At 72.4% G+C, this 17991-nt stretch carries 22 protein-coding genes and 1 tRNA gene; 9 read left to right on the top strand and 14 right to left on the bottom strand.

Annotated elements, in window-relative coordinates; all coding sequences use genetic code 11:
* Positions 1 to 10: 10 nt before the first annotated feature.
* The 3 genes from GA0070621_RS24020 to GA0070621_RS24010 are packed head-to-tail and all read right to left on the bottom strand — an operon-like array spanning position 11 to position 2200.
* Positions 11 to 760, bottom strand: a complete 750-nt coding sequence (locus GA0070621_RS24020; protein ID WP_091199996.1) for a LamB/YcsF family protein — start codon at positions 758 to 760, stop codon at positions 11 to 13.
* Positions 744 to 1592, bottom strand: coding sequence for a 5-oxoprolinase subunit C family protein (locus tag GA0070621_RS24015; protein WP_091199994.1), 849 nt, complete (start codon positions 1590 to 1592; stop codon positions 744 to 746). The genes GA0070621_RS24020 and GA0070621_RS24015 overlap by 17 nt, the downstream gene beginning before the upstream one ends.
* Positions 1589 to 2200 carry a 5-oxoprolinase subunit B family protein gene (locus GA0070621_RS24010; protein WP_091199992.1) on the bottom strand — a complete coding sequence of 204 codons (612 nt, stop codon included), beginning with the start codon at positions 2198 to 2200 and terminating at the stop codon, positions 1589 to 1591. Before GA0070621_RS24010 ends, GA0070621_RS24015 begins: the two co-directional genes overlap by 4 nt.
* A 107-nt stretch (positions 2201 to 2307) precedes the next feature.
* On the opposite strand from GA0070621_RS24010, the gene trhA reads away from it, so the two are divergent.
* Positions 2308 to 2985: a PAQR family membrane homeostasis protein TrhA gene (gene trhA / locus GA0070621_RS24005; RefSeq protein ID WP_091199990.1), complete on the top strand. Its 678-nt coding sequence runs from the start codon at positions 2308 to 2310 to the stop codon at positions 2983 to 2985.
* A gap of 94 nt (positions 2986 to 3079) precedes the next feature.
* On the opposite strand, the gene GA0070621_RS24000 is transcribed toward trhA, so the two are convergent.
* Positions 3080 to 3367 carry a DUF6458 family protein gene (locus GA0070621_RS24000; protein ID WP_091199988.1) on the bottom strand — a complete coding sequence of 96 codons (288 nt, stop codon included), beginning with the start codon at positions 3365 to 3367 and terminating at the stop codon, positions 3080 to 3082.
* Between the two features lie 116 nt (positions 3368 to 3483).
* Between GA0070621_RS24000 and GA0070621_RS23995 the strand changes: the two genes are divergently transcribed.
* The gene (locus GA0070621_RS23995; protein WP_091199986.1) at positions 3484 to 4020 is read left to right on the top strand and encodes a SixA phosphatase family protein; all 537 of its coding nucleotides are present in this window, start codon (positions 3484 to 3486) and stop codon (positions 4018 to 4020) included.
* A 67-nt stretch (positions 4021 to 4087) separates the two neighbouring features.
* Here the strand turns inward: GA0070621_RS23995 and GA0070621_RS23990 are convergent, their stop codons facing one another.
* The 4 genes from GA0070621_RS23990 to GA0070621_RS23975 all read right to left on the bottom strand — a co-directional run bounded on the left by GA0070621_RS23990 (position 4088) and on the right by GA0070621_RS23975 (position 8503).
* On the bottom strand, positions 4088 to 4357 hold the full coding sequence (locus tag GA0070621_RS23990) for a DUF6458 family protein (RefSeq protein ID WP_067300694.1): 270 nt from the start codon (positions 4355 to 4357) through the stop codon (positions 4088 to 4090).
* Positions 4358 to 4530: 173 nt separating this feature from the next.
* Positions 4531 to 6387: an acyl-CoA dehydrogenase gene (locus tag GA0070621_RS23985; protein WP_091199984.1), complete on the bottom strand. Its 1857-nt coding sequence runs from the start codon at positions 6385 to 6387 to the stop codon at positions 4531 to 4533.
* A gap of 231 nt (positions 6388 to 6618) precedes the next feature.
* Positions 6619 to 7746 (bottom strand): PP2C family protein-serine/threonine phosphatase, encoded by a 1128-nt coding sequence (locus GA0070621_RS23980; RefSeq protein WP_091199982.1) that lies wholly within the window; start codon positions 7744 to 7746, stop codon positions 6619 to 6621.
* Positions 7747 to 7846: 100 nt separating this feature from the next.
* Positions 7847 to 8503, bottom strand: coding sequence for a septal ring lytic transglycosylase RlpA family protein (locus GA0070621_RS23975; RefSeq protein WP_091199980.1), 657 nt, complete (start codon positions 8501 to 8503; stop codon positions 7847 to 7849).
* 198 nt (positions 8504 to 8701) lie between these two features.
* Here GA0070621_RS23975 and GA0070621_RS23970 point away from each other — a divergent pair, with 198 nt between their 5' ends.
* Positions 8702 to 9262, top strand: a complete 561-nt coding sequence (locus tag GA0070621_RS23970) for a phosphoribosyltransferase (RefSeq protein WP_197673927.1) — start codon at positions 8702 to 8704, stop codon at positions 9260 to 9262.
* A 40-nt stretch (positions 9263 to 9302) separates the two neighbouring features.
* Here GA0070621_RS23970 and GA0070621_RS23965 read toward each other — a convergent pair whose 3' ends face one another.
* On the bottom strand, positions 9303 to 9815 hold the full coding sequence (locus GA0070621_RS23965; protein ID WP_091199978.1) for an alpha/beta hydrolase: 513 nt from the start codon (positions 9813 to 9815) through the stop codon (positions 9303 to 9305).
* 99 nt (positions 9816 to 9914) lie between these two features.
* Here GA0070621_RS23965 and GA0070621_RS23960 point away from each other — a divergent pair, with 99 nt between their 5' ends.
* The gene (locus GA0070621_RS23960; RefSeq protein ID WP_091199975.1) at positions 9915 to 10349 is read left to right on the top strand and encodes an ASCH domain-containing protein; all 435 of its coding nucleotides are present in this window, start codon (positions 9915 to 9917) and stop codon (positions 10347 to 10349) included.
* Between the two features lie 12 nt (positions 10350 to 10361).
* Here GA0070621_RS23960 and GA0070621_RS23955 read toward each other — a convergent pair whose 3' ends face one another.
* Positions 10362 to 11240: an LLM class flavin-dependent oxidoreductase gene (locus GA0070621_RS23955; protein ID WP_091202790.1), complete on the bottom strand. Its 879-nt coding sequence runs from the start codon at positions 11238 to 11240 to the stop codon at positions 10362 to 10364.
* Positions 11241 to 11298: 58 nt separating this feature from the next.
* Positions 11299 to 12354 (bottom strand): MerR family transcriptional regulator, encoded by a 1056-nt coding sequence (locus GA0070621_RS23950; RefSeq protein WP_091202788.1) that lies wholly within the window; start codon positions 12352 to 12354, stop codon positions 11299 to 11301.
* Between the two features lie 123 nt (positions 12355 to 12477).
* On the opposite strand from GA0070621_RS23950, the gene GA0070621_RS23945 reads away from it, so the two are divergent.
* Together GA0070621_RS23945 and GA0070621_RS23940 are read left to right on the top strand one after the other, a co-directional pair.
* Positions 12478 to 12798, top strand: coding sequence for a PadR family transcriptional regulator (locus GA0070621_RS23945; RefSeq protein WP_091202787.1), 321 nt, complete (start codon positions 12478 to 12480; stop codon positions 12796 to 12798).
* A 40-nt stretch (positions 12799 to 12838) separates the two neighbouring features.
* Positions 12839 to 13909 (top strand): hypothetical protein, encoded by a 1071-nt coding sequence (locus GA0070621_RS23940; RefSeq protein ID WP_091199973.1) that lies wholly within the window; start codon positions 12839 to 12841, stop codon positions 13907 to 13909.
* A gap of 17 nt (positions 13910 to 13926) precedes the next feature.
* Here GA0070621_RS23940 and GA0070621_RS23935 read toward each other — a convergent pair whose 3' ends face one another.
* Positions 13927 to 14820: a LysR family transcriptional regulator gene (locus GA0070621_RS23935; RefSeq protein WP_091202785.1), complete on the bottom strand. Its 894-nt coding sequence runs from the start codon at positions 14818 to 14820 to the stop codon at positions 13927 to 13929.
* A 111-nt stretch (positions 14821 to 14931) separates the two neighbouring features.
* Here GA0070621_RS23935 and GA0070621_RS23930 point away from each other — a divergent pair, with 111 nt between their 5' ends.
* Positions 14932 to 15348, top strand: coding sequence for a VOC family protein (locus GA0070621_RS23930; protein WP_231920971.1), 417 nt, complete (start codon positions 14932 to 14934; stop codon positions 15346 to 15348).
* Between the two features lie 29 nt (positions 15349 to 15377).
* A complete protein-coding gene (locus GA0070621_RS23925; RefSeq protein WP_091199971.1) occupies positions 15378 to 15869 on the top strand; it encodes a GNAT family N-acetyltransferase in 492 nt (163 codons plus the stop codon).
* 127 nt (positions 15870 to 15996) lie between these two features.
* Here the strand turns inward: GA0070621_RS23925 and GA0070621_RS23920 are convergent.
* Positions 15997 to 16070 (bottom strand) — tRNA-Gly (locus tag GA0070621_RS23920).
* Between the two features lie 234 nt (positions 16071 to 16304).
* Here GA0070621_RS23920 and GA0070621_RS23915 point away from each other — a divergent pair.
* A complete protein-coding gene (locus tag GA0070621_RS23915) occupies positions 16305 to 17288 on the top strand; it encodes a zinc metalloprotease (protein ID WP_091199969.1) in 984 nt (327 codons plus the stop codon).
* A 73-nt stretch (positions 17289 to 17361) separates the two neighbouring features.
* On the opposite strand, the gene GA0070621_RS23910 is transcribed toward GA0070621_RS23915, so the two are convergent.
* Positions 17362 to 17925: a pyridoxamine 5'-phosphate oxidase family protein gene (locus GA0070621_RS23910; protein WP_091199967.1), complete on the bottom strand. Its 564-nt coding sequence runs from the start codon at positions 17923 to 17925 to the stop codon at positions 17362 to 17364.
* Positions 17926 to 17991: the final 66 nt, after the last annotated feature.

Genomic DNA, 17991 nt, shown 5'->3' with positions numbered 1-17991 from the left:
GGGGCTCTGTTCAGGCGAACGGAGTGAGGCTGACACCGGCGTCGATGAGGGCGGCCCGCACCAGTTCGGCGCAGCGCACCGCGCCCGGGGTGTCCCCGTGCAGGCAGATCGACTCGACGTGGCACGGGACGACGCTGCCGTCAACCGCGACCACGGTCCGCTCGGTCGCCATCCGGACGGCTCGGACGGCCACCTCGTCCGGGTCGGTGACCAGCGCGTTCGCGGCGGTCCGGGGCACCAGCGAGCCGTTGGGCAGGTAGTTCCGGTCGGCGAAGCCCTCCGCGACCACCCGTAGGCCGGCGCCGAAGGCGAGCTGGGCGAGCACCGACCCGGGCGGGCAGAGCAGGGGCAGCTCGTGGTCGTACGCGCTGACGGCGGCGACCAGCGCGGCGGCCTGGGCCTCGTCGCAGGCCGCCGCGTGGTAGAGCGCGCCGTGCGGCTTGAGGTAGCGGACCGGGGTACGGAACAACCGGCAGAACGCGTCGAGCGCCCCGAGCTGGTAGATCGTCTCGTCGCGCAGCTCGGCGAAGTCGTACGCGATGTGCCGCCGGCCGAAGCCGGCGAGGTCCCGGTAGCCGACCTGGGCGCCGACCGCGACCCCGCGCGTGGCGGCACCGGCGCAGACCCGGTGCATCGTCGACGGGTCGCCGCCATGGAAACCGCAGGCGACGTTGGCGGAGGTGACCAGGTCCAGCAGTGCCTCGTCGTCGCCGAGCCGCCAGATGCCGAATCCCTCGCCGAGGTCAGCGTTGAGGTCCATGAAACGTCACGGTAGTCCCCGGTCGCGCCTGCGCGAGCGGGGTCACCTCGTCCACCACCCCGATCACCGGGTATCCGCCGGTGGTGGGGTGGTCGGCGAGGAAGATCAGCGGTTGGCCGTCCGGCGGCACCTGCACCGCGCCGAGGACGAGGCCCTCGCTGGGCAGTTCGCCGGCCACCGCGCGGGGCAGGGCCGCGCCGACCAGTCGCGCGCCGACCCGGTTGCTCGCCGGGCTGATCGCGTACGGGGTGGTGAGCAGCAGGTCCAGCGCGGCGGGGGTGAACCAGTCCTGCCGGGGCCCGGGACGCAGAGTCAACCGCAGCGTGGCCGGGACGGCTGGGGCGACGGTGAAGTCCGCCGGGGCCGGCGGGCCGGCCGAGGCGCCCAGGGGTAGTCGGTCGCCGTCGCGTACCGGGGGCGGGCCGAGGCCGGAGAGGGTGTCGGTGGCGCGGCTGCCGAGCACCGGTTCGACCGCGATCCCGCCACTGGCCGCCAGCCAGGTACGCAGCCCGGCGTGGGCGGGGCCGATCCGCAGCACCGCCCCGGCGGGCAGCGACAGCGGCCGGCCCACGTCGCCCGGCCGCCGGTCGACGCGGACGTCCACCTCCGCGCCGGTGAGCGCCACGGTCGCGGCCCGGGTGAACCGCAGCACGCAGCCGGTCAGGGTGATCTCCAGGCCGGCGGCGGTCTCCGGGTTGCCGACGAGCCGGTTGGCCAGGCGCAGCGCGGCCGGGTCGAGCGCGCCGGAGCGGGGTACGCCGAGGTGGGCGTACCCGGGTCGGCCCTGGTCCTGGACGGTGGTGAGGGCACCGGCCCGAAGCACCTCGATCACGCGGCTGCCAGCCGTACCCGGGTGCCGGGGGTGAGCCGGGCCGGCGGGTCGGCGTGCACGTCGAAGAGGACCGCGTCGGTCCGGCCGACCAGCAGCCAGCCGCCGGGCGACGCGGTCGGATAGATCCCCGCGTACGGGCCGGCCAGCGCGACCGACCCGGCCGGCACCCGGGTACGCGGGGTGGCCAGCCGGGGCACGGCCAGCTCCGCCGGCAGTCCGGTGAGGTACGCGAACCCGGGCGCGAATCCGCAGAACGCCACCCGGAACTCGGTGTGCCGTAGCCGCCGCACCACGTCCGGCACGTCGACGCCCCACTGGGCGGCGACGGCGGGCAGGTCCTCCCCGTCGTACACCGTGGGGACCTCGACCTTGGCGGCGGTGGACGCGGCGACGCCGCCAAGCGGGGTCCAGCCGGCGATCCGCGCGGCGGCTGCCGCCGGGTCGGGTACGCCGTCGAGCAGCACCGTGGCCGCCGCCGGGACGATCTCGACGGCGGTCAGCTCGCCGGCCTCGCGGCGGCGCCACAGCTCGGCCCGCCACGCCTGGACCTGCTCGGGGTCGTCGCAGTCGAGCAGCAGGGCGTGCGCGCCGACGGGTCGGATCCGCATCCCGCCATACTCGCGGATCGAGCCGTTGGCCAGGGTCCTCCGGCTGTTCGGAAGTCGTGACAGTCGACACTACCTACAGGTAACCTACGGTGCCGTAGCCTATTGCCGTGACCACCTCCGCACCGCTCCGGCTCAAGCCGGTCGACATCGGTAAACCCCGGATGCGCGGCTGGCTGCACACCTACGCGTTCTTCGTCGCGCTCGTCTGCGGCATCGTGCTCTGTTCGATCGCCGCCGCCCGGCCCGGCTGGGCGCCCCTGGTCAGCTGCCTGATCTACAGCGTGACCGTGTGCGGTCTCTTCGGCACCAGCGCGCTCTACCATCGCCGGGTCTGGTCGCGGCGCGGCTACCAGATCATGCGCCGGATGGATCATTCGATGATCTTCTTGTTCATCGCCGGCACGTACACCCCGTTCTGTGCTCTGCTGCTGACCACCCGGCCGGCGACCGTCATGCTCGGCCTGGTCTGGGGTGGTGCGCTGGCCGGCGTGGCGCTCAAACTCATCTGGCCGCACGCGCCGCGCTGGGTCTCCGCACCGCTCTACCTGGCCCTCGGCTGGGTCGCGGTGGCGATGCTGCCGCAGATTCTGCGCTCCGGCGGGGTCACCGCCCTGGTGCTGCTGATCGTCGGTGGGGCGATCTACAGCGTCGGCGCGGTCTTCTACGCGCTGCGCCGGCCGAACCCGTGGCCGACCGTCTTCGGCCACCACGAGTTCTTCCACGCCTGCACCCTGGTCGCGGCGATCTGCCACCACATCGCGATCTACTTCGCGCTCTTCGCCTGACCACGGCCGCGCCCGCTGGCCGACCTGCACTGCGCCCCGAACGGTGGCCCGGGAGCGACGTCGCGGGCCCGCGACGTCGCTCCGGCTCGCCGGTTCAGGCCGGGTAGCCCGGGCGGCGCACCTCGCGGTACTCCTCGCGTACGACCCGGTCGTCCTGCGCGGGCACCACGGGCTCGGCGACGACCCGCTCGCGCACCGGCGTGGCGACCACGGTACGCCGTCGGCTGTTCCAGAAGTAGAGCGTGGTGATCAGGCCGACGACGCCGGCGAGCATGAGCACCCAACCGACGGCGTTCACGTTCAGCCATCCCAGGTTGGCGTCGACGGCGAACGCGAAGATCGCGCCCAGCGCGATGAGGAAGATACTGGCACCGATGCCCATGACGTCGCCTCCTTGGCGGTCTGCTGGCGTTTCCTACCCGCCGCGGCCATGGATCAGGTAGCGGCAGCCATCGACTTACCCAGGCGCTCTGATCGCCAATCAGGCAAGCTGTGCCCATGACGGACGGCAGGAACCAGCAACGGACCCTGGTGCTGCTCCGGCACGCCAAGGCCGAGCAGTCCCGGGACGTACCGGACGCGGAACGCCCGTTGACCGCACGGGGCCATGCCGACGCGGCGGCGGCCGGCGCGTGGCTGGCCCGGCACGCCCTCCTCCCCGACCTGGTGCTCTGCTCGACCGCCCGGCGTACGCGGCAGACCTGGCACGGGGTGGCGCTGGGCATGACCGGTTCCCCGCCGGAGGGGGGACCGGCGGGTTCCGCCCCGGTGGTGCGCTACGAGGCGGCCGTCTACGAGGCGCAGCCGGACGAGCTGCTGGAGCTGCTCCGGGGAGTCGCGCCGGACACCGGCACCGTGTTGTTGATCGCCCACAACCCGGGCATCTCGCTGGTCTCGGGCCTGCTCGATCCGCAACGGGCGGATCCGGACGGGCTGCGCACCAGCGACCTGGTGGTGCATCGCCCGACCACCCGGTGGGCCGCCCTGGCGCCCGCCGCCGCGCCCATCACCGCCCGGCACACCGCCCGGGGCTGAGATGTGCGGAAGGGCCCTTCCCTGACGCCTCAGGCAGAGAAGGGCCCCCGATAACCAGGGAACGCGGTCAGGACGGCGGTGCGGTGGGCGGGGGCGGGTCGGGCGGCGGCGGCATCATCGCCGTGGGGTGGGAGAGCCGGTTCTCCTCCACGATCAGGGTGCGCGCCCGCTTGCGCCGATCCTGCCAGAACCAGAGCGTGGTGAGCAGGACGGCCAGCCCGGCCAGGATGAACACCCAGCCGACCGCGCGCAGGTCGATCCACCAGACGTTGGCCCGGATCGCAAAGGTCATGATCGCGCCGAGCGCGATGAGAAAGATTCCACTGCCGATGCCCATGTGCGCTGCACTCCCTCGTGCGGTGGCCGTTGGGCGTGCCCTGTCGTGGTCCGCGACGGTTACCCGTCAGGCGAGCGGCCTACCGGGCGGGCCGGGAAAACCACGACGGCGGCCGGCGAGCTGTCCGCTCGCCGACCGCCCTCGTCGAACCGGTCCAATCACCCCACATTGGGTCAGAACGCCTCCTCCGGGATGTCCATGATCTCCAGGTCGGCACCCTCGATGATCCGCCGGTCGGCACCGATACGGGGCAGCACCTCACGGGCGAAGAACCGGGCAGCGGCCAGCTTGCCGGTGTAGAACCCCTTGTCGGCGGCCGAGACCTCGCCGGCCAGGGCCTTCAGCGCCACGTCCGCCTGCTTCTGGAGCAGCCAGCCGACCACCAGATCGCCGATCGCCAGCAGGAACCGACGGCTGCTCAGGCCGACCTTGTAGAGGGCCCGCGGGTCGCCGCCCTGGGCCTCGCCGAGCCAGCCGGTCAGCACGCCGAGCATGTTCTGGATCTCGGCGAGCGCCTTGCCGAGCGCCTGCCGCTCCTCCTTGAGCTGTCCGTTGCCGGCCTCGGAGGTGATGAACTCCTGGATCTCGCCGGCGACGGCCAGCAGGGCCTTGCCGTTGTCCCGGACGATCTTCCGGAAGATCAGGTCGAGGCTCTGGATCGCCGTGGTGCCCTCGTACAGGGTGTCGATCTTCGAATCGCGGACGTACTGCTCCAGCGGGTAGTCCTGGAGGAACCCGGAGCCGCCGAAGGTCTGCAGCGCCTCGTGGCCGAGCAGCTCGTACGCCCGTTCCGAGCCGACGCCCTTGACCAGCGGGAGGAGCAGGTCGTTGACCCGCTTGGCCAGCTTGGTGGCCCGCTCGTCGCCGGCCGCCTCGGCGATCGCGACCCGGTCCTGCCAGGTGGCCGTGTAGCAGACCAGCGCCCGCAGGCCCTCGGCGTACGACTTCTGCATGAGCAGCGAGCGGCGCACGTCCGGGTGGTGGGTGATCGTCACCCGGGGCGCGGTCTTGTCGGTCGACCGGGTCAGGTCGGCGCCCTGCACCCGGTTCTTCGCGTACTCCAGGGCGTTGAGGTAGCCGGTGGAGAGGGTGGCGATGGCCTTGGTGCCGACCATCATCCGGGCGTACTCGATGATCATGAACATCTGCCGGATGCCGTCGTGCCGGTCACCGAGCAGCCAGCCCCTGGCCGGGACGCCGTGCTCACCGAAGGTCATCTCGCAGGTGTTGGAGACCTTCAGGCCCATCTTGTGCTCGACGTTGGTGGCGAAGACGCCGTTGCGCTCGCCCAGCTCGCCGGTCTCCTCGTCGAAGTGGTACTTCGGCACGACGAAGAGGGAGAGGCCCTTGGTGCCCGGACCGCCGGCGCCCTCCACGCCGACCGAGCGGGCCAGCACGTAGTGGACGATGTTGTCGGAGAGGTCGTGCTCACCCGAGGTGATGAAGCGCTTCACGCCCTCGATGTGCCACGAGCCGTCCGGCTGCGGGATGGCCCGGGTACGACCCGCGCCCACGTCCGAGCCGGCATCCGGCTCGGTGAGCACCATGGTCGAGCCCCACTGCTTCTCGATGAAGAGCTTGGCCCACTTCCGCTGCCGCTCGGTGCCCTCGACGTGCAGCACGTGCGCGAAGGACGGGCCGGAGGCGTACATCCAGATCGGGGCGTTGGCGCCGAGCACCAGCTCGGCCAGGGACCACCAGAGGGCGCGCGGGGCGTTGGTGCCGCCCAGGGCCTCCGGGAGGTCCAGCCGCCAGAACTCCGAGTCCATGAACGCCTGGTAGGACTTCTTGAACGACGCCGGCAGCGGCGCGGTGTGCGTCGTCGGGTCGAAGATCGGCGGATTGCGGTCACTGTCCGCGTAGCTGGCCGCCAGGTCCTCGCGGGCCATGCGGTCGACCTCGGTAAGGAAGCTGCGGGCGGTGTCGATGTCCACGTCCGTGTACGGCGCCTGGCCGAAGGTCCGGTCCGCCCCGAAGACCTCGAACAGGTTGAACTCAAGGTCCCGAAGATTGCTCTTGTAGTGGGTCATGCTCGCTGGCCCCGCTTCCGAACAGCTGTTACCGATCAGTAACCCAGACTGTATTACTCATCGGTAGGTAACGACAACCCGATCTCGGAAGTGACAGCGATTACACACTCCCGGTTCAGTCACGAGTACAACGACGCCAGCTGACGGTGATCGCCGACTTCCTGCGCCGGGCCGGGGAAGCCGGGCGGCGAGCCACCGACGAGCTGACCGACGACTGACCCGACCGGCGGGTCAGCTCTCCGCCGCGCCGACCTCCCAGCTCGGCACGGCCGCCGTCACCTCACTGCGCGGGCCGGTGTACTCCATCAGGAACAGCGCGATGTCGTCGTCGAGCCGCCCGTGCACCCACTCGACCAGGGCGGTCTCCAACGAGGCGAGGCCGTCGGCGACCGTGCCGTGGCCGAGCAGCCGCCAGGCCCGGTCGGCCGTCGGGAAGAACTCGCCGTCCCGGCGCGCCTCCCCGAGCCCGTCGGTGAACAGCAGCAGCCGGTCGCCCGGTTCGAGCCGTTCCACCCGGGGACGGACCACCGGCATGAAGCCCAGCGGAGGCGCGGGCGCGGGCGGTTCCAGCGGGATCACCGCGCCCCGGCGCAGCAGCAGCGGCGGCGGGTGCCCACAGTTGACGATGGTCAAGGTGCCGCCCCGCTCCTCGACCAGCGCGGCGGTGACGAAGTCCTCGTCGCCCACGTTGCGGGCCACCGCCCGGTCCAGATCGGTCACCACCGCGCGCAGGTCCGCCCGCTCGTACGCGACGTGCCGGTACGAGCCGAGCACGATGCTGGCGAGCCGGACCGCGTCCAAACCCTTGCCGCGCACGTCGCCGATGATCATGCGGACGCCGTACGGGGTGTCCATCGCCTCGTACAGGTCACCACCGATCTCGGCCCGGGCGGTGGAGGAGATGTAGCGGGCGGCCACCGCGAGGGTGCCCACCTGCGGCCCGAGTGGCCGGAGCACCGCCTGCTGGGCGACCGAGGCGAGCCGGGACAACTCGGCGATCTTCTCGGACTGGCGCTGGCGTACCGCTGCCACGGCGCCGGCGATCCCGGTGGCCAGCGCGACGCCGGCGACGTTGACGGCGGAGACCAGGGACAGGGTCTGCTCGGCGAGTGCGAAGGAACCTCCGATCGCCGTGGCGAGGACTCCCACCCCGAGCACCACCCGCCACGACCCGAGGGCGGCGGCGAGCATCGGGGCGGTCACCATCAGCGCGATGTAGTGCGCGGTGGGGCCGTCCGCCAGTTCCATGGCGGAGACGAGGGCGAGCAGCGCGAGGGCCGCGCCGAGGCCGGCGCGGGATCCGGGGCTCAGCGGGCCTCGGCCCGACTGGAAGGGTTGCGTGCGTATACCGGACAGCATGCCTGATGGAGATGAACCGGTGAATGAACCTGGCCCGTCGTCTGAGGACGTTCTACCCGGCCGGATCGCCTTCCTGACCCGATCGCCGCCGGTCACGGGGTCAGCCGAGCACCTCGTACCGGACGGTCAACTCGCCGAGGCTCGTCGAGGCGATGGCCGCGAAGGCGGCGCGGGACAGGTCCAGGCACCGGCCGGCGATGAACGGTCCGCGGTCGTTGATCCGGACGACCACCGACTTGCCGTTGGCCGGGTTGGTCACCCGGACCTTCGTGTTGAACGGCAGGGTCTTGTGCGCGGCGGTCAGTGCGTCCGGGTTGAAGGTCTCCCCGTTCGCGGTCATCTGACCCTCGTCGTAGAAGGACGCGCCGCAGGAGCCGCTGTCGACGACCTTCGCCGCGGGGATGGTCTTCGTCTTCGTCGCCGTCGGCTTCGGGCTCGCGGTCCGGGTCATGCTCCGCGAGGCGGCCTGGGTCCGGGTCGCCTTCGGGCTGGGGGTGGCCTTCGGCGACGGGCTGAGGCTCGGCGACGCGGGCGTGCTGGGCGAGGCGGAGGGGGAGGCCGAACCGGGGGCGGGGGTGCTCGGCAGAACCTCGACCACAGTGGGCTCGGCGAGCGCGGAGTCGGCGGAGGGCTCGCCCGAGGTGAGCTGGACGGCGCCGACGGTGCCGCCGACGGCGAGCAGCACGCCGACGGCCGCGGTGGCGGCGATGCCGGCGGGCGAGGAGAGCTTGCGGGTACGGAGATGCCTACCAGCCACCGCCCGGTCCTTTCGTCAGCAGAACAAACCGGCTCGGACCGTAACGAGAGAAGCACTTCCGAAGTCAATGCGATCATGGTGCTATGCCCACATTTACCCTGATACGTGTATCCGCTCGTGTGGACTTTGCTCATACGAACGGAGGAAGGATCGCTGGCCAGTGACCACGCGGCGATCGCCTGGCGGCGATGCCCGAGGATGGGTGTCGTGCTGAGCCGACGCCTGGTCGAGTTGTTCCGCTGGATCGACCCCGGCCCGGACAGCGGTCATCTGGTCAGCGACACCTCCGGTTGGTGGCGGGACCCGGAGGTGCTGGCCGGCATCGGACCGGCCCTCACCGGCCTGTTCCCGGCCGCGCGGCCGACCGTGGTGGTCGCTCCCGAGGTGACCGGGCTGCTGCTCGGCCCGCTGGTCGCGATGGCCGCCGGCGCGGGCTTCCTGCCGGCGTACAAGGACGGCGGCCGGCGGCGGGTCGGCGCGATGCGCTGGGCCGAGACGCCACCGGACTACCGGGGCCGGCGGCTGCGGATGGGCGTGGACGGCAGCCTGATCGGCCCCGGCGACCGGGTGCTGCTCGTCGACGACTGGGTCGCCACCGGCGCCCAACTCGACGCGCTGGACCGGGTGGTCCGGGACAGTGGGGCGGAACCGGTCGGGACGGCTGCGGTCGTCGCGACCTGCCCGCCGTACGTCGCCGAGCGGCTCCGGCTACGCGCGCTGCTCACCGGGGACGACCTCGACGGAGCCGCGTCGGGTTGACCTGAAGGGGTGCTGGCGGCGGCCGGCTATGCCGGGCAGCTCATCTGACGAAGCTCTCCACGGCGGTGCAGACCCGGCCCAGCGCCTCGGCCGACCGGGCCAGCGGGCCGGGCACCAGCATCGAGTGGTCGGCGTCCGGCACCTCCAGCACGTGCGGACTGAGCCGGCGCGCGACCTCACCGTTCCACAGCGAGTCGGCGGTGCCCCCGACAAGCAGGCACGGCGCGGTCGCCCGGCCCAGCGCGTCGACCACGTCGGGGTGGTTGAGCACCGGGGTCAGCCACACGGCGCGCAGCCCACGGTCGGCCGCGAGCGGAGCGGCGAAGGCGCCCAGCGACTTGCCGACCAACAGATCGCCGTCGGCCAGCACCGGCGTCACCTGCTCGGCCACCCACGCGGCGGTCCGGTCGGCGCGCAGGTCGCGGGGCACCTGCCAGGTCACCTCGTGGATGTCGAAGCCGAGGCGGCGCAGCGCCTCCCCGACGTACGCGAAGAGCGGGCCGCGGGTGTCGTAGCCCCGGCCCGGAACGAGCACCGCGCGCTGGTCCGCCATGGTCGCCTCCTTCTGGTCCCAGGCTAGCGTCGCCCCGGACCGCGCGTGGGGCGGACAAATCCCGCGACGGGTCGGCTGCCGGCGATTAACCTCGGCAGGATGTGGCCCCGTATCGGAGGACTGCGCACCCTCGCCCTCGGCACGCCCGGCGAGATGCGCGCCACCCTCAACGCCCTCGTGCTGTCCGGCGTGAAGACCGCCACCGCCGGCCTGCTGACCTCCGAGTACGCCGAGGAGAACGAGGAACTGGAGTACGCCGGCGAACGGCTGGTCCTGGTCGACGACCACGACGCACTGGCGGGCGTCGTCGAGATCACCGACGTCGAGGTGGTCCGCTTCGCCGACGTGTCCTGGGAATTCGCCCGCTCCGAAGGGGAGGGTGACCGGTCCATCGAGGAGTGGCGGGAGGGGCACCGCCGCTACTGGGCCCGGGTGGGCTTCCCGGTCGACGACGACTCGCAGGTGGTCTGCATCCGGTTCCGCCTGGTCTCCGCCGGGGACGGGGGCATCAGCACCGGCGACCTCGGCACCTGACCCCGCGCCGAGTCAGACCCGGCGCAGCTCGGGCAGCAGATTGGCCGCCGCCATCAGGATCGCCTCGTCGCCGGCGTACCAGCTGCTGGCCCGGGGCCAGTGCGTCACCACGTCGGTGAAGCCGAGCCGGGCGGCCCGGGCGACCTGCTCGGCGAAGAAGTCCACGCTGGTGAGCGAGAAGACCGGCGCCGAGTCGAGCGACAGATAGCGGTCCAGGGTGGCCGGATCGCGGCCCGCCCGGTCCAGGGTCACGTCCATCCGGGCGGCGAGGTCCTCGACGGACGACCACCAGGTTTCCAGGTCGTCGCCGCCGAGGCCGGTGGTCACCCACCCCTGCCCGTACCGGGCGGCCAGTCGCATCGAGCGGGGCCCGTTCGCGGCCATCACGAACGGCACCCGGGGTTGTTGCACGCAACCGGGGTTGTTCCGGGCGTCCACGGCGGCGAACCACTCGCCGCGCCAGGTGGTGCCGTCCTCGCGCAGGATCAGGTCCAGCAGCTCGGTGAACTCGGCGAACCGGTCGACCCGCCGCCCCGGCGGCAGGGTCTCCCCGCCCAGCACGGTGGCGTCGAAGCCGATGCCGCCCGCGCCCAGGCCGAGCAGCAGCCGGCCGCCGGAGACGTCGTCCAGGGCGGTCACCTGCCGGGCGTACGCCGCCGGGTGCCGGAAGTTGGGTGAGGCGACCAGCGTGCCGAGGCGGATCCGCGAGGTGACCGTCGCGGCGGCCGTCAACGTGGTCGTCGAGTCGAACCAGGGGCCGTCGACCAGATCCCGCCAGCCCAGGTGGTCGTACGTCCAGGCGTGGTCGAAGCCCCACTCTTCCGCCTGCCGCCAGCGCCGCCGCGACTCCGACCAGCGCTGGTCGGGCAGGATCACGATGCCAATCCGCATGATCGCCAGGGTACGGCCGGGCCGGCCGGCCGGCCGGCGTCGGCCGGCCCGGGACGGGCTACGCCGACACCACGTCGGCGACCACACAGGCGACGTTGTCCGGCGCGCCCTCGGCGTACGCGAGGTCGACCAGGCGCCCGACGGCGCTCTCCGGGTCGTCGGCGCCGGCGAGCGCGTCGTTCAGCACCTCCGGCCCGAGCACCGCGGAGAGCCCGTCGGAGCAGAGCAGATAGCGGTCGCCGGCCAGGGCGGTACGCAGCGCCAGATCGGCCTCGACCGGGGCACCGGCCCCGAGCGCCCGCACCAGCAGGGCCCGCTGCGGGTGCCCGGCCACCTCGGCCGGGCCGAGCCGGCCCTGGTCGACCAGCGACTGCACGTACGTGTGGTCCTGGGTCAGCCGGAACAGCTCGCCCCCACGCAGCAGGTACGCCCGGGTGTCCCCGACGTGCACCAGGGCCAACTGCGAGCCGCGGCGCAGGATCGCGGTCAGGGTGGTGACCGGCTGGTGCCCCTCGGTGACGGCGGCGCGTACCGTGCGGTCGGCCGACGTCACCGCGTCGGCCAGCGCGGCGAGCAGTTCGGCGGCCGGCGCGTCGGCCAGTTCCAGCGGCCGGAGCGCGTCGACGGCGGCGGTGCTGGCGGCGGCGCCACCCGGGCCACGCATGCCGTCGGCCACGGCGAGCAGGTTGGCGCTGGCGTACGCGGTGTCCTCGTTGGAGTCCCGGACCGCGCCGGTCTCGCAGCGCACCGCGTACCGGAAGGTGGTTTCGGACATGATGGATCCCCTTTCGGCGAGCTGGTCGACGAGGAGCGCGACGGCCCTACCGCGAGCCGCCGTGTCCGCGCTGACCCCACGCCACCACGCGCCGACCGCCTCGGCTGCCGCCCCCGACGGCAGGGCGCAGACGGCCCGGATGTCGGCGAGCGGCATCCCGGTCCGGCGCAGCGCGGCGATCAGCCGGGCCCGGTCGAGCTGCGCCGGCTCGTAGTAGCGGTAGCCCGAGTGCGGGTCGACGGCGGCGGGCGGCAGCAGGCCCAACCCGTCGTAGAGCCGTAGCGCCTTGGGCGTCAGTCGCGCCGCGTGGGCGAACGCCCCGATGGTCAGCAGCTCCACGGACGCATCCTCCTCGTACCGGTCACGGCGACCGGCACGGACCACGCTCGGCCTTGCCCCAGGGGCAGGGTCAAGGCGTTGACCATGTATCGATCATTTATATATCTTGTCGGCGTGACCCAGATGCGCGAGCCGACGTTTCTGATCCTCACCGCGCTCGCGGGCGGCCCCCGGCACGGCTACGGGATCATCCAGGAGGTCGCCGTGCTCTCCGCGCAGCGCGGCACCCTGCTGCCCGGCACCCTCTACACCGCGCTCGACCGGCTGACCGCGCAGGGGCTCGTAGAGCTGGACCGGGAAGAGGTGGTCGACGGCCGGCTGCGCCGGTACTACCGGCTCACCCCCGGTGGGCTCGACGCGCTCCAAGCCGAGACCGCCCGGATGCGCCAGCTCGCCACCGCGGCCGAGACCCGGCTGCGCGCGCTGCGCCCGCACACCGCCTGACCAGCTTCCGCCCGCCCGCGCTCCGACCGAAGGGGAGGCCATGTCACTCACCCGTCACTACCGCCGATTACTGCTCGCGTATCCCCGGGCGTACCGGCGGGAACGCGGCGAGGAGATCCTCGGCCTGCTCCTCGACACCGCGCCCGCCGGGCGGACCCGGCCGACCGTACGGGAGGCGCTCGACCTGATCCGGGGCGGTTTGCGCTGCCGCCTCGGCCGGCCGGCCAGCAGCACGGTCGGCGTCTGGGCGGTCCTCACCGCGCTGATCTGCGGCCTGTTCACCGCGTCGCTGGCCGCCCGGATCGCCTGGGAGACCTCCCGGCCGCAACCGGACCGGGCCGAGGTCGCGGCGGTCTTCGCCGAGGCGTTCCCGGGCCATCGGCTCGACGACGACATCATGACCGCCCCGGCCCTCTTCGTCTTCTACAACAGTCCGCTTACCTGGCAGTCGCTGAAGCCGGTGCTGATCGGCGACGGCGGCGAGTACCAGGAGGGAATGGCCAGCGCGTCGGCGGTCGGCCCCGCACCGATGCCGGAGGCGGAGAGCCTGGCGACCGCCCAGCAGCGCCTCCGGGCCGCCGGCTGGCAGGTGTACGAGCCGATCACCGAGATCCTCCAGATCTGTGCCTCGGCGAGCTGCGACACCGCGAGCCAACCGGTCCAGACCACCCTGGTGGCCCGCCGGGGTGACACCGTGCTCCGGGCGACCTTCCACGACGCGAGCTACAACTCGTACCTCGGGGTGGAGGTGCAGCGGGCGGCGCCGCCGGCGGTCCTGCCCGCCGCCGTACTGGCCGGCCTGGCCGGGGGCGTCCTCACCTGGCTGGTGTTCGCTTGGGCGAGCCGGCGCACCGAGGATCGCCGGGGCGTGGTCCCGCTACTCGGGATCGCCCTCTTCCTCTGGTGGGCGCCGACGCTGCTCTCCACGGCTTCGCTGTTCCCGCACCACCTCGGCGAGCCGCACCCCAACTGGCATCCGCTCTGGGAGTGGCTCGGGCAGCCGACCTGCTCGCTGCTGTTCCTCATCGGCGCCGCCTGCGCGCTGGCCCTGCTGGTCGTCGCGCTGTTCCCCCGCAAGGACCTCCAACCACTGATCGTCAACGTAAGTTGAGTGCTCGCGGCTGCCGCTCAGTCCACGGGCGCGGGGTTGGCGTCGACCGCGGCGCGGACGAACTCGCGTACCCGGGCGGTGGTGTTGCTGGCCAGCCACACCGGTCCGCGACGGATCGGCGGCGCGTCGCGGATCGGCACGTACGCCAGATCGGGCCGGGGGTGGTAACGCCGGGTCTGTTCGCCCACCGGCAGCACCCCCCGGCCCATCGCCACCAGCGACAGCAGTTCGGGGAAAGTGTTGCCCACCGGACCCTTCGGCACCGGCCGGCCCGACGGGGTCCGGTCCGGGGTGCGGTCCCGCTTGAACCCCGCCGAGGTCACCGCCGGGTACTGCACCACCGGGTGCTCGGCCAGCGCCTCCAGCGACACCGACTCCGCGCCCGCCAGCGGATGGTCCGCGGCCACCGCGAGCACCCGCTGCTCGTGGAGCAGCGCCGGGCCGTTCGCCATGCCGTCGAAGGGGTACGACGCGATGAGCACGTCGATCGTGCCGTCCCGCAGGCTCGACCGGGTGGTCGCCAACGGCGCCTCGTGCACGTGCACCACGCAGTCCGGGTGACGCTCGGAGAACAGGGCGACGGCGCGGAGCAGGATCGGCGCGGTCGACTCACCGACGAACGCCACCCGCAGCTCCCCGGTCAGCCCCCGCCCGGCCTCGACGGCGCGCCCGACAGCCTCCTCCATCGCGGCCACCAACGGACGCAGATCGTCGGCGAGACGGGCACCGATCGGCGTGAGCCGGACCACCCGGCTGGTTCGCTCGAACAGCGGCGCGCCGATCCGGCGTTCCAGTTTGCGCACCACGTGACTGATCCGCCCGGTGGTCACCCGCAGCCGCTCGGCGGTACGCCCGAAATGCAGCTCCTCGGCCAGGGTCAGGAACGTCTCGACCTCGTACCGCTCCAGCACGCCGACCCCCACCGTTGAATCCGGGTCAACGATCGTAGTCCGATCGCGGCTTGGTCCGCGGTACGACCACGACGAGGCTGGACGGGTGACCCTTCGAGAACAGGAGCATCCATGGACCACCACGCCGTGGAGGGCGCGATGAGCACGGTACGGGTGACGGCCTTCGACCACCTGGTCCTCGCCGTCGCCGACGTGGAACGCTCCCTCGGCTTCTACTGCGACACCCTCGGCCTGGAGCCGGTACGGGTCGACCGCTGGCGGGCCGGGGAGGTGCCCTTCCCGTCGGTACGCGTGAGCCCGGAAACCATCATCGACCTGGTACGCGGCGAGCCGAGCGGATCGAACGTCGACCACTTCTGCCTGGTGGTGGAGCCGCTCGACTGGCAGCAGGTGATCGACTCCGGGGTGTTCACCGTGCTGACCGGGCCGGTGCCGCGCTTCGGCGCGCGGGGCAACGCCACCTCGATCTACGTACGCGACCCGGACGGCAACACCGTCGAACTGCGCTGGTACCCGCCGGGGCCGTAGGCGACAGCGGTTTCCACTAGCGTGGCGCGATGCCTGAACTCCAGCGGCTCGACGTCCACCACGCTCCCGCCCTGTTCCGCTTCGAGCGGGAGAACCGGGCGTACTTCGCCCGGTCGGTGCCGGACCGGGGCGACGAATATTTCGCCGAGTTCACCGCCCGGCACGCGAAACTGCTCGCCGAGCAGGCCACCGGCGGGTGCCACTTCCACGTCCTGGTGGACGACGAAGGTGCCGTGCTGGGACGGTTCAACCTGGTCGACGTCGCCGAGGGCAGCGCCGAGCTGGGCTACCGGGTGGCCGAGCACGCGGCCGGGCGGGGCGTGGCACAGGACGGCGTACGCCGCGTCTGCGCGCTGGCCCGCGACGAGTACGGGCTACACCGGCTGGTCGCATCGGCCGCGCTGGCGAACCCGGCCTCGCTCGCGGTGCTGCGGCGTACCGGGTTCGTTCCGGTCGGCGAGGTGCTGCTCGGCGGGCAGCCCGGCCTGCGGCATGTACGCGACCTGACGCCCGCCGGGTGAGTTCCGAGGAGTTGCCCCTCGCCGACAGCCCTGGTGGGCCTCATCGGGCCACCAGGGCCACGGTCCGCTGGGCACGGAATACCGAAGGCCCTGACCGGGATCCGCGTCCCGATCAGGGCCTTTCGCGTGGAGCGGGTGACGGGAATCGAACCCGCACTGTCAGCTTGGGAAGCTGATGTTCTGCCATTGAACTACACCCGCAGGCGGCACCACTGTACCTGAGGTCACCGCCGCCGCGCACCCAGGTACCCGGCGAGCCGCGAACCCACCCCCGACACGATCTTGCAACCACGGCATCCCATCGAACCGGGAAGAAGTTTCACGGCCGCAACACATGGCCGTTTTCAAATGTGTCGATCGGTTGTAACGTCACCTCCACGTTCTCAGCTACGGCGTGACACACCCCCTGTCACGCCGCCAGAAAGAGGTGGGCCCATGGGACTCCGTCCCAACCTGCTGACCCGGCGTACCGCCGGCGTCGCGTCGACGACCCTCGCGCTGCTGCTCAGCACCGCCGCGGTGGGGGTCGTCCCGGCCGCTTCGGCCTTCTCCGCCGCCCCGGCGGGAAGCTGCGCAGAGCCGGCCGACGTCCACTCGGACGCCCGGGTGAAGGCCGGGGCGCAGGTCAAGCACGACCCGAACGAGCTGACCGCCGCGCAGGTGCGTGAGCGGGAGGCGGACCTCACCGCCGCGCTGGCCGAGCGGTCCAGGTTCCGCGTCGGCGCCGGGGTCGCGCCGCTGGCGACCGTGACCATCCCGGTCGTCGTCCACGTCATCCAGCGGGACAGCACCCGGGCCGGGGGCAACATCCCGGACTCGATGATCACCCAGCAGATCAGCGTGCTGAACCAGGCCTACAGCGGGGCCACCGGCGGCGCCCCGACCGCCTTCGGCTTCCAGCTCCAGAAGATCAACCGAGTCACCAACCCGTCCTGGTACCCGATCGTCTCCGGCTCGACTGCGGAGCGGTCGATGAAGACCACGCTGCGCGAGGGCGGCAAGAACACCCTGAACATGTACCTGGGTGAGCTGAGCGACGGCCTGCTCGGCTGGGCGACCTTCCCGAAGAAGACCCTGGACAAGATGGACGGTGTGGTCGCGCTGAGCGAGTCGCTGCCGGGCGGCACCGCCACCAACTACAACCAGGGCGACACGGGCACCCACGAGATCGGCCACTGGCTGAACCTCTACCACACCTTCCAGGGCGGCTGCAGCGGCCAGGGTGACCAGGTCAGCGACACCCCGGCCGAGGCGTCGCCGGCGTACCAGTGCCCGACCGGGCGGGACACCTGCACCGCACCCGGCCTGGACCCGATCCACAACTTCATGGACTACACCTACGACTCGTGCATGTACGAGTTCACGCCCGGGCAGGCCAGCCGGATGCTGAGCGCCTGGAACGCCTACCGCGCGGCGTAACGGCTCCAGCACAGCACGGCAAAACGGTGCCGGTCCCGTCCGACGACGGGGCCGGCACCGGCTTTTGGGGGGCTCAGGCGGCCGGGCGACGGGTGTCGAAGCCGTGGCGGCCACGCCGGGCCTCGGACGACGCCACGTCGGACCGCCGCGTCGGGCCGGCCGCCCGCGGGTCGAGCCAGACCCGCACCTGCGGCCGGCCCGCCCCGAGGTGGGTCGCCCCGAGGTGGGTCGCCTGGTCGCGCCGGGTCAGCATCGCCACGTCGACGGTGAACTCGAACAGCCGCCAGTCGACCTGCGGCGCGGCCCGGCCAAGCGCGGCCACCCGGGCCACGGTGACCGGGTCGGTAACCGGAAGGGCCCAGCCGGCGACGTACGCCTCGTCGTCGCGCTCCTCCGGCGGGAACGAGTGCAGCGCGTAGCGGCCGTCGCGTTCGAGGTCGCGGCGCTTGGGCGACTCGATGACGAAGCAGTAGAGCCCCTCGTCGGTGATGACCGGGGAGACCGGGTGGACCCGGGGACCGCCGTCGGCGCGGACCGTGGCGAGGTAGCCGAAGCCCGGCCCGTACTGCTGCAGGAGAAGGCGGATCTCGTCGGCGAGTCGGGGCTCGTCGGCGGCGAATTCGGACCAGGAAGCCATGCGGACATTCTATCGAACACGTGTACGAGTGTGCAGTCCGACACGCAGGTCACCCGTACCGGTCGC

Source organism: Micromonospora narathiwatensis (genome assembly GCF_900089605.1).
GTDB lineage: Bacteria > Actinomycetota > Actinomycetes > Mycobacteriales > Micromonosporaceae > Micromonospora > Micromonospora narathiwatensis.
Note: the sequence above shows the minus strand (reverse complement) of the source record. Positions and strands in the feature narration are given on the sequence as shown.

Coding starts and splice junctions, on each gene's coding strand:
- GA0070621_RS23915 (WP_091199969.1), top strand. CDS start 16,305: ATGGGACTCCGTCCCAACCTGCTGACCCGGCGTACCGCCGGCGTCGCG.
- GA0070621_RS23925 (WP_091199971.1), top strand. CDS start 15,378: ATGCCTGAACTCCAGCGGCTCGACGTCCACCACGCTCCCGCCCTGTTC.
- GA0070621_RS23930 (WP_231920971.1), top strand. CDS start 14,932: ATGGACCACCACGCCGTGGAGGGCGCGATGAGCACGGTACGGGTGACG.
- GA0070621_RS23980 (WP_091199982.1), bottom strand. CDS start 7,746: ATGCTGTCCGGTATACGCACGCAACCCTTCCAGTCGGGCCGAGGCCCG.
- GA0070621_RS23985 (WP_091199984.1), bottom strand. CDS start 6,387: ATGACCCACTACAAGAGCAATCTTCGGGACCTTGAGTTCAACCTGTTC.
- GA0070621_RS23960 (WP_091199975.1), top strand. CDS start 9,915: ATGTGGCCCCGTATCGGAGGACTGCGCACCCTCGCCCTCGGCACGCCC.
- GA0070621_RS23945 (WP_091202787.1), top strand. CDS start 12,478: ATGCGCGAGCCGACGTTTCTGATCCTCACCGCGCTCGCGGGCGGCCCC.
- GA0070621_RS24000 (WP_091199988.1), bottom strand. CDS start 3,367: ATGGGCATCGGTGCCAGTATCTTCCTCATCGCGCTGGGCGCGATCTTC.
- GA0070621_RS24010 (WP_091199992.1), bottom strand. CDS start 2,200: ATGCGGATCCGACCCGTCGGCGCGCACGCCCTGCTGCTCGACTGCGAC.
- GA0070621_RS23990 (WP_067300694.1), bottom strand. CDS start 4,357: ATGGGCATCGGCAGTGGAATCTTTCTCATCGCGCTCGGCGCGATCATG.
- GA0070621_RS24020 (WP_091199996.1), bottom strand. CDS start 760: ATGGACCTCAACGCTGACCTCGGCGAGGGATTCGGCATCTGGCGGCTC.
- GA0070621_RS23955 (WP_091202790.1), bottom strand. CDS start 11,240: ATGCGGATTGGCATCGTGATCCTGCCCGACCAGCGCTGGTCGGAGTCG.
- GA0070621_RS23940 (WP_091199973.1), top strand. CDS start 12,839: ATGTCACTCACCCGTCACTACCGCCGATTACTGCTCGCGTATCCCCGG.
- GA0070621_RS23965 (WP_091199978.1), bottom strand. CDS start 9,815: ATGGCGGACCAGCGCGCGGTGCTCGTTCCGGGCCGGGGCTACGACACC.
- GA0070621_RS23970 (WP_197673927.1), top strand. CDS start 8,702: ATGGGTGTCGTGCTGAGCCGACGCCTGGTCGAGTTGTTCCGCTGGATC.
- GA0070621_RS23910 (WP_091199967.1), bottom strand. CDS start 17,925: ATGGCTTCCTGGTCCGAATTCGCCGCCGACGAGCCCCGACTCGCCGAC.
- GA0070621_RS23995 (WP_091199986.1), top strand. CDS start 3,484: ATGACGGACGGCAGGAACCAGCAACGGACCCTGGTGCTGCTCCGGCAC.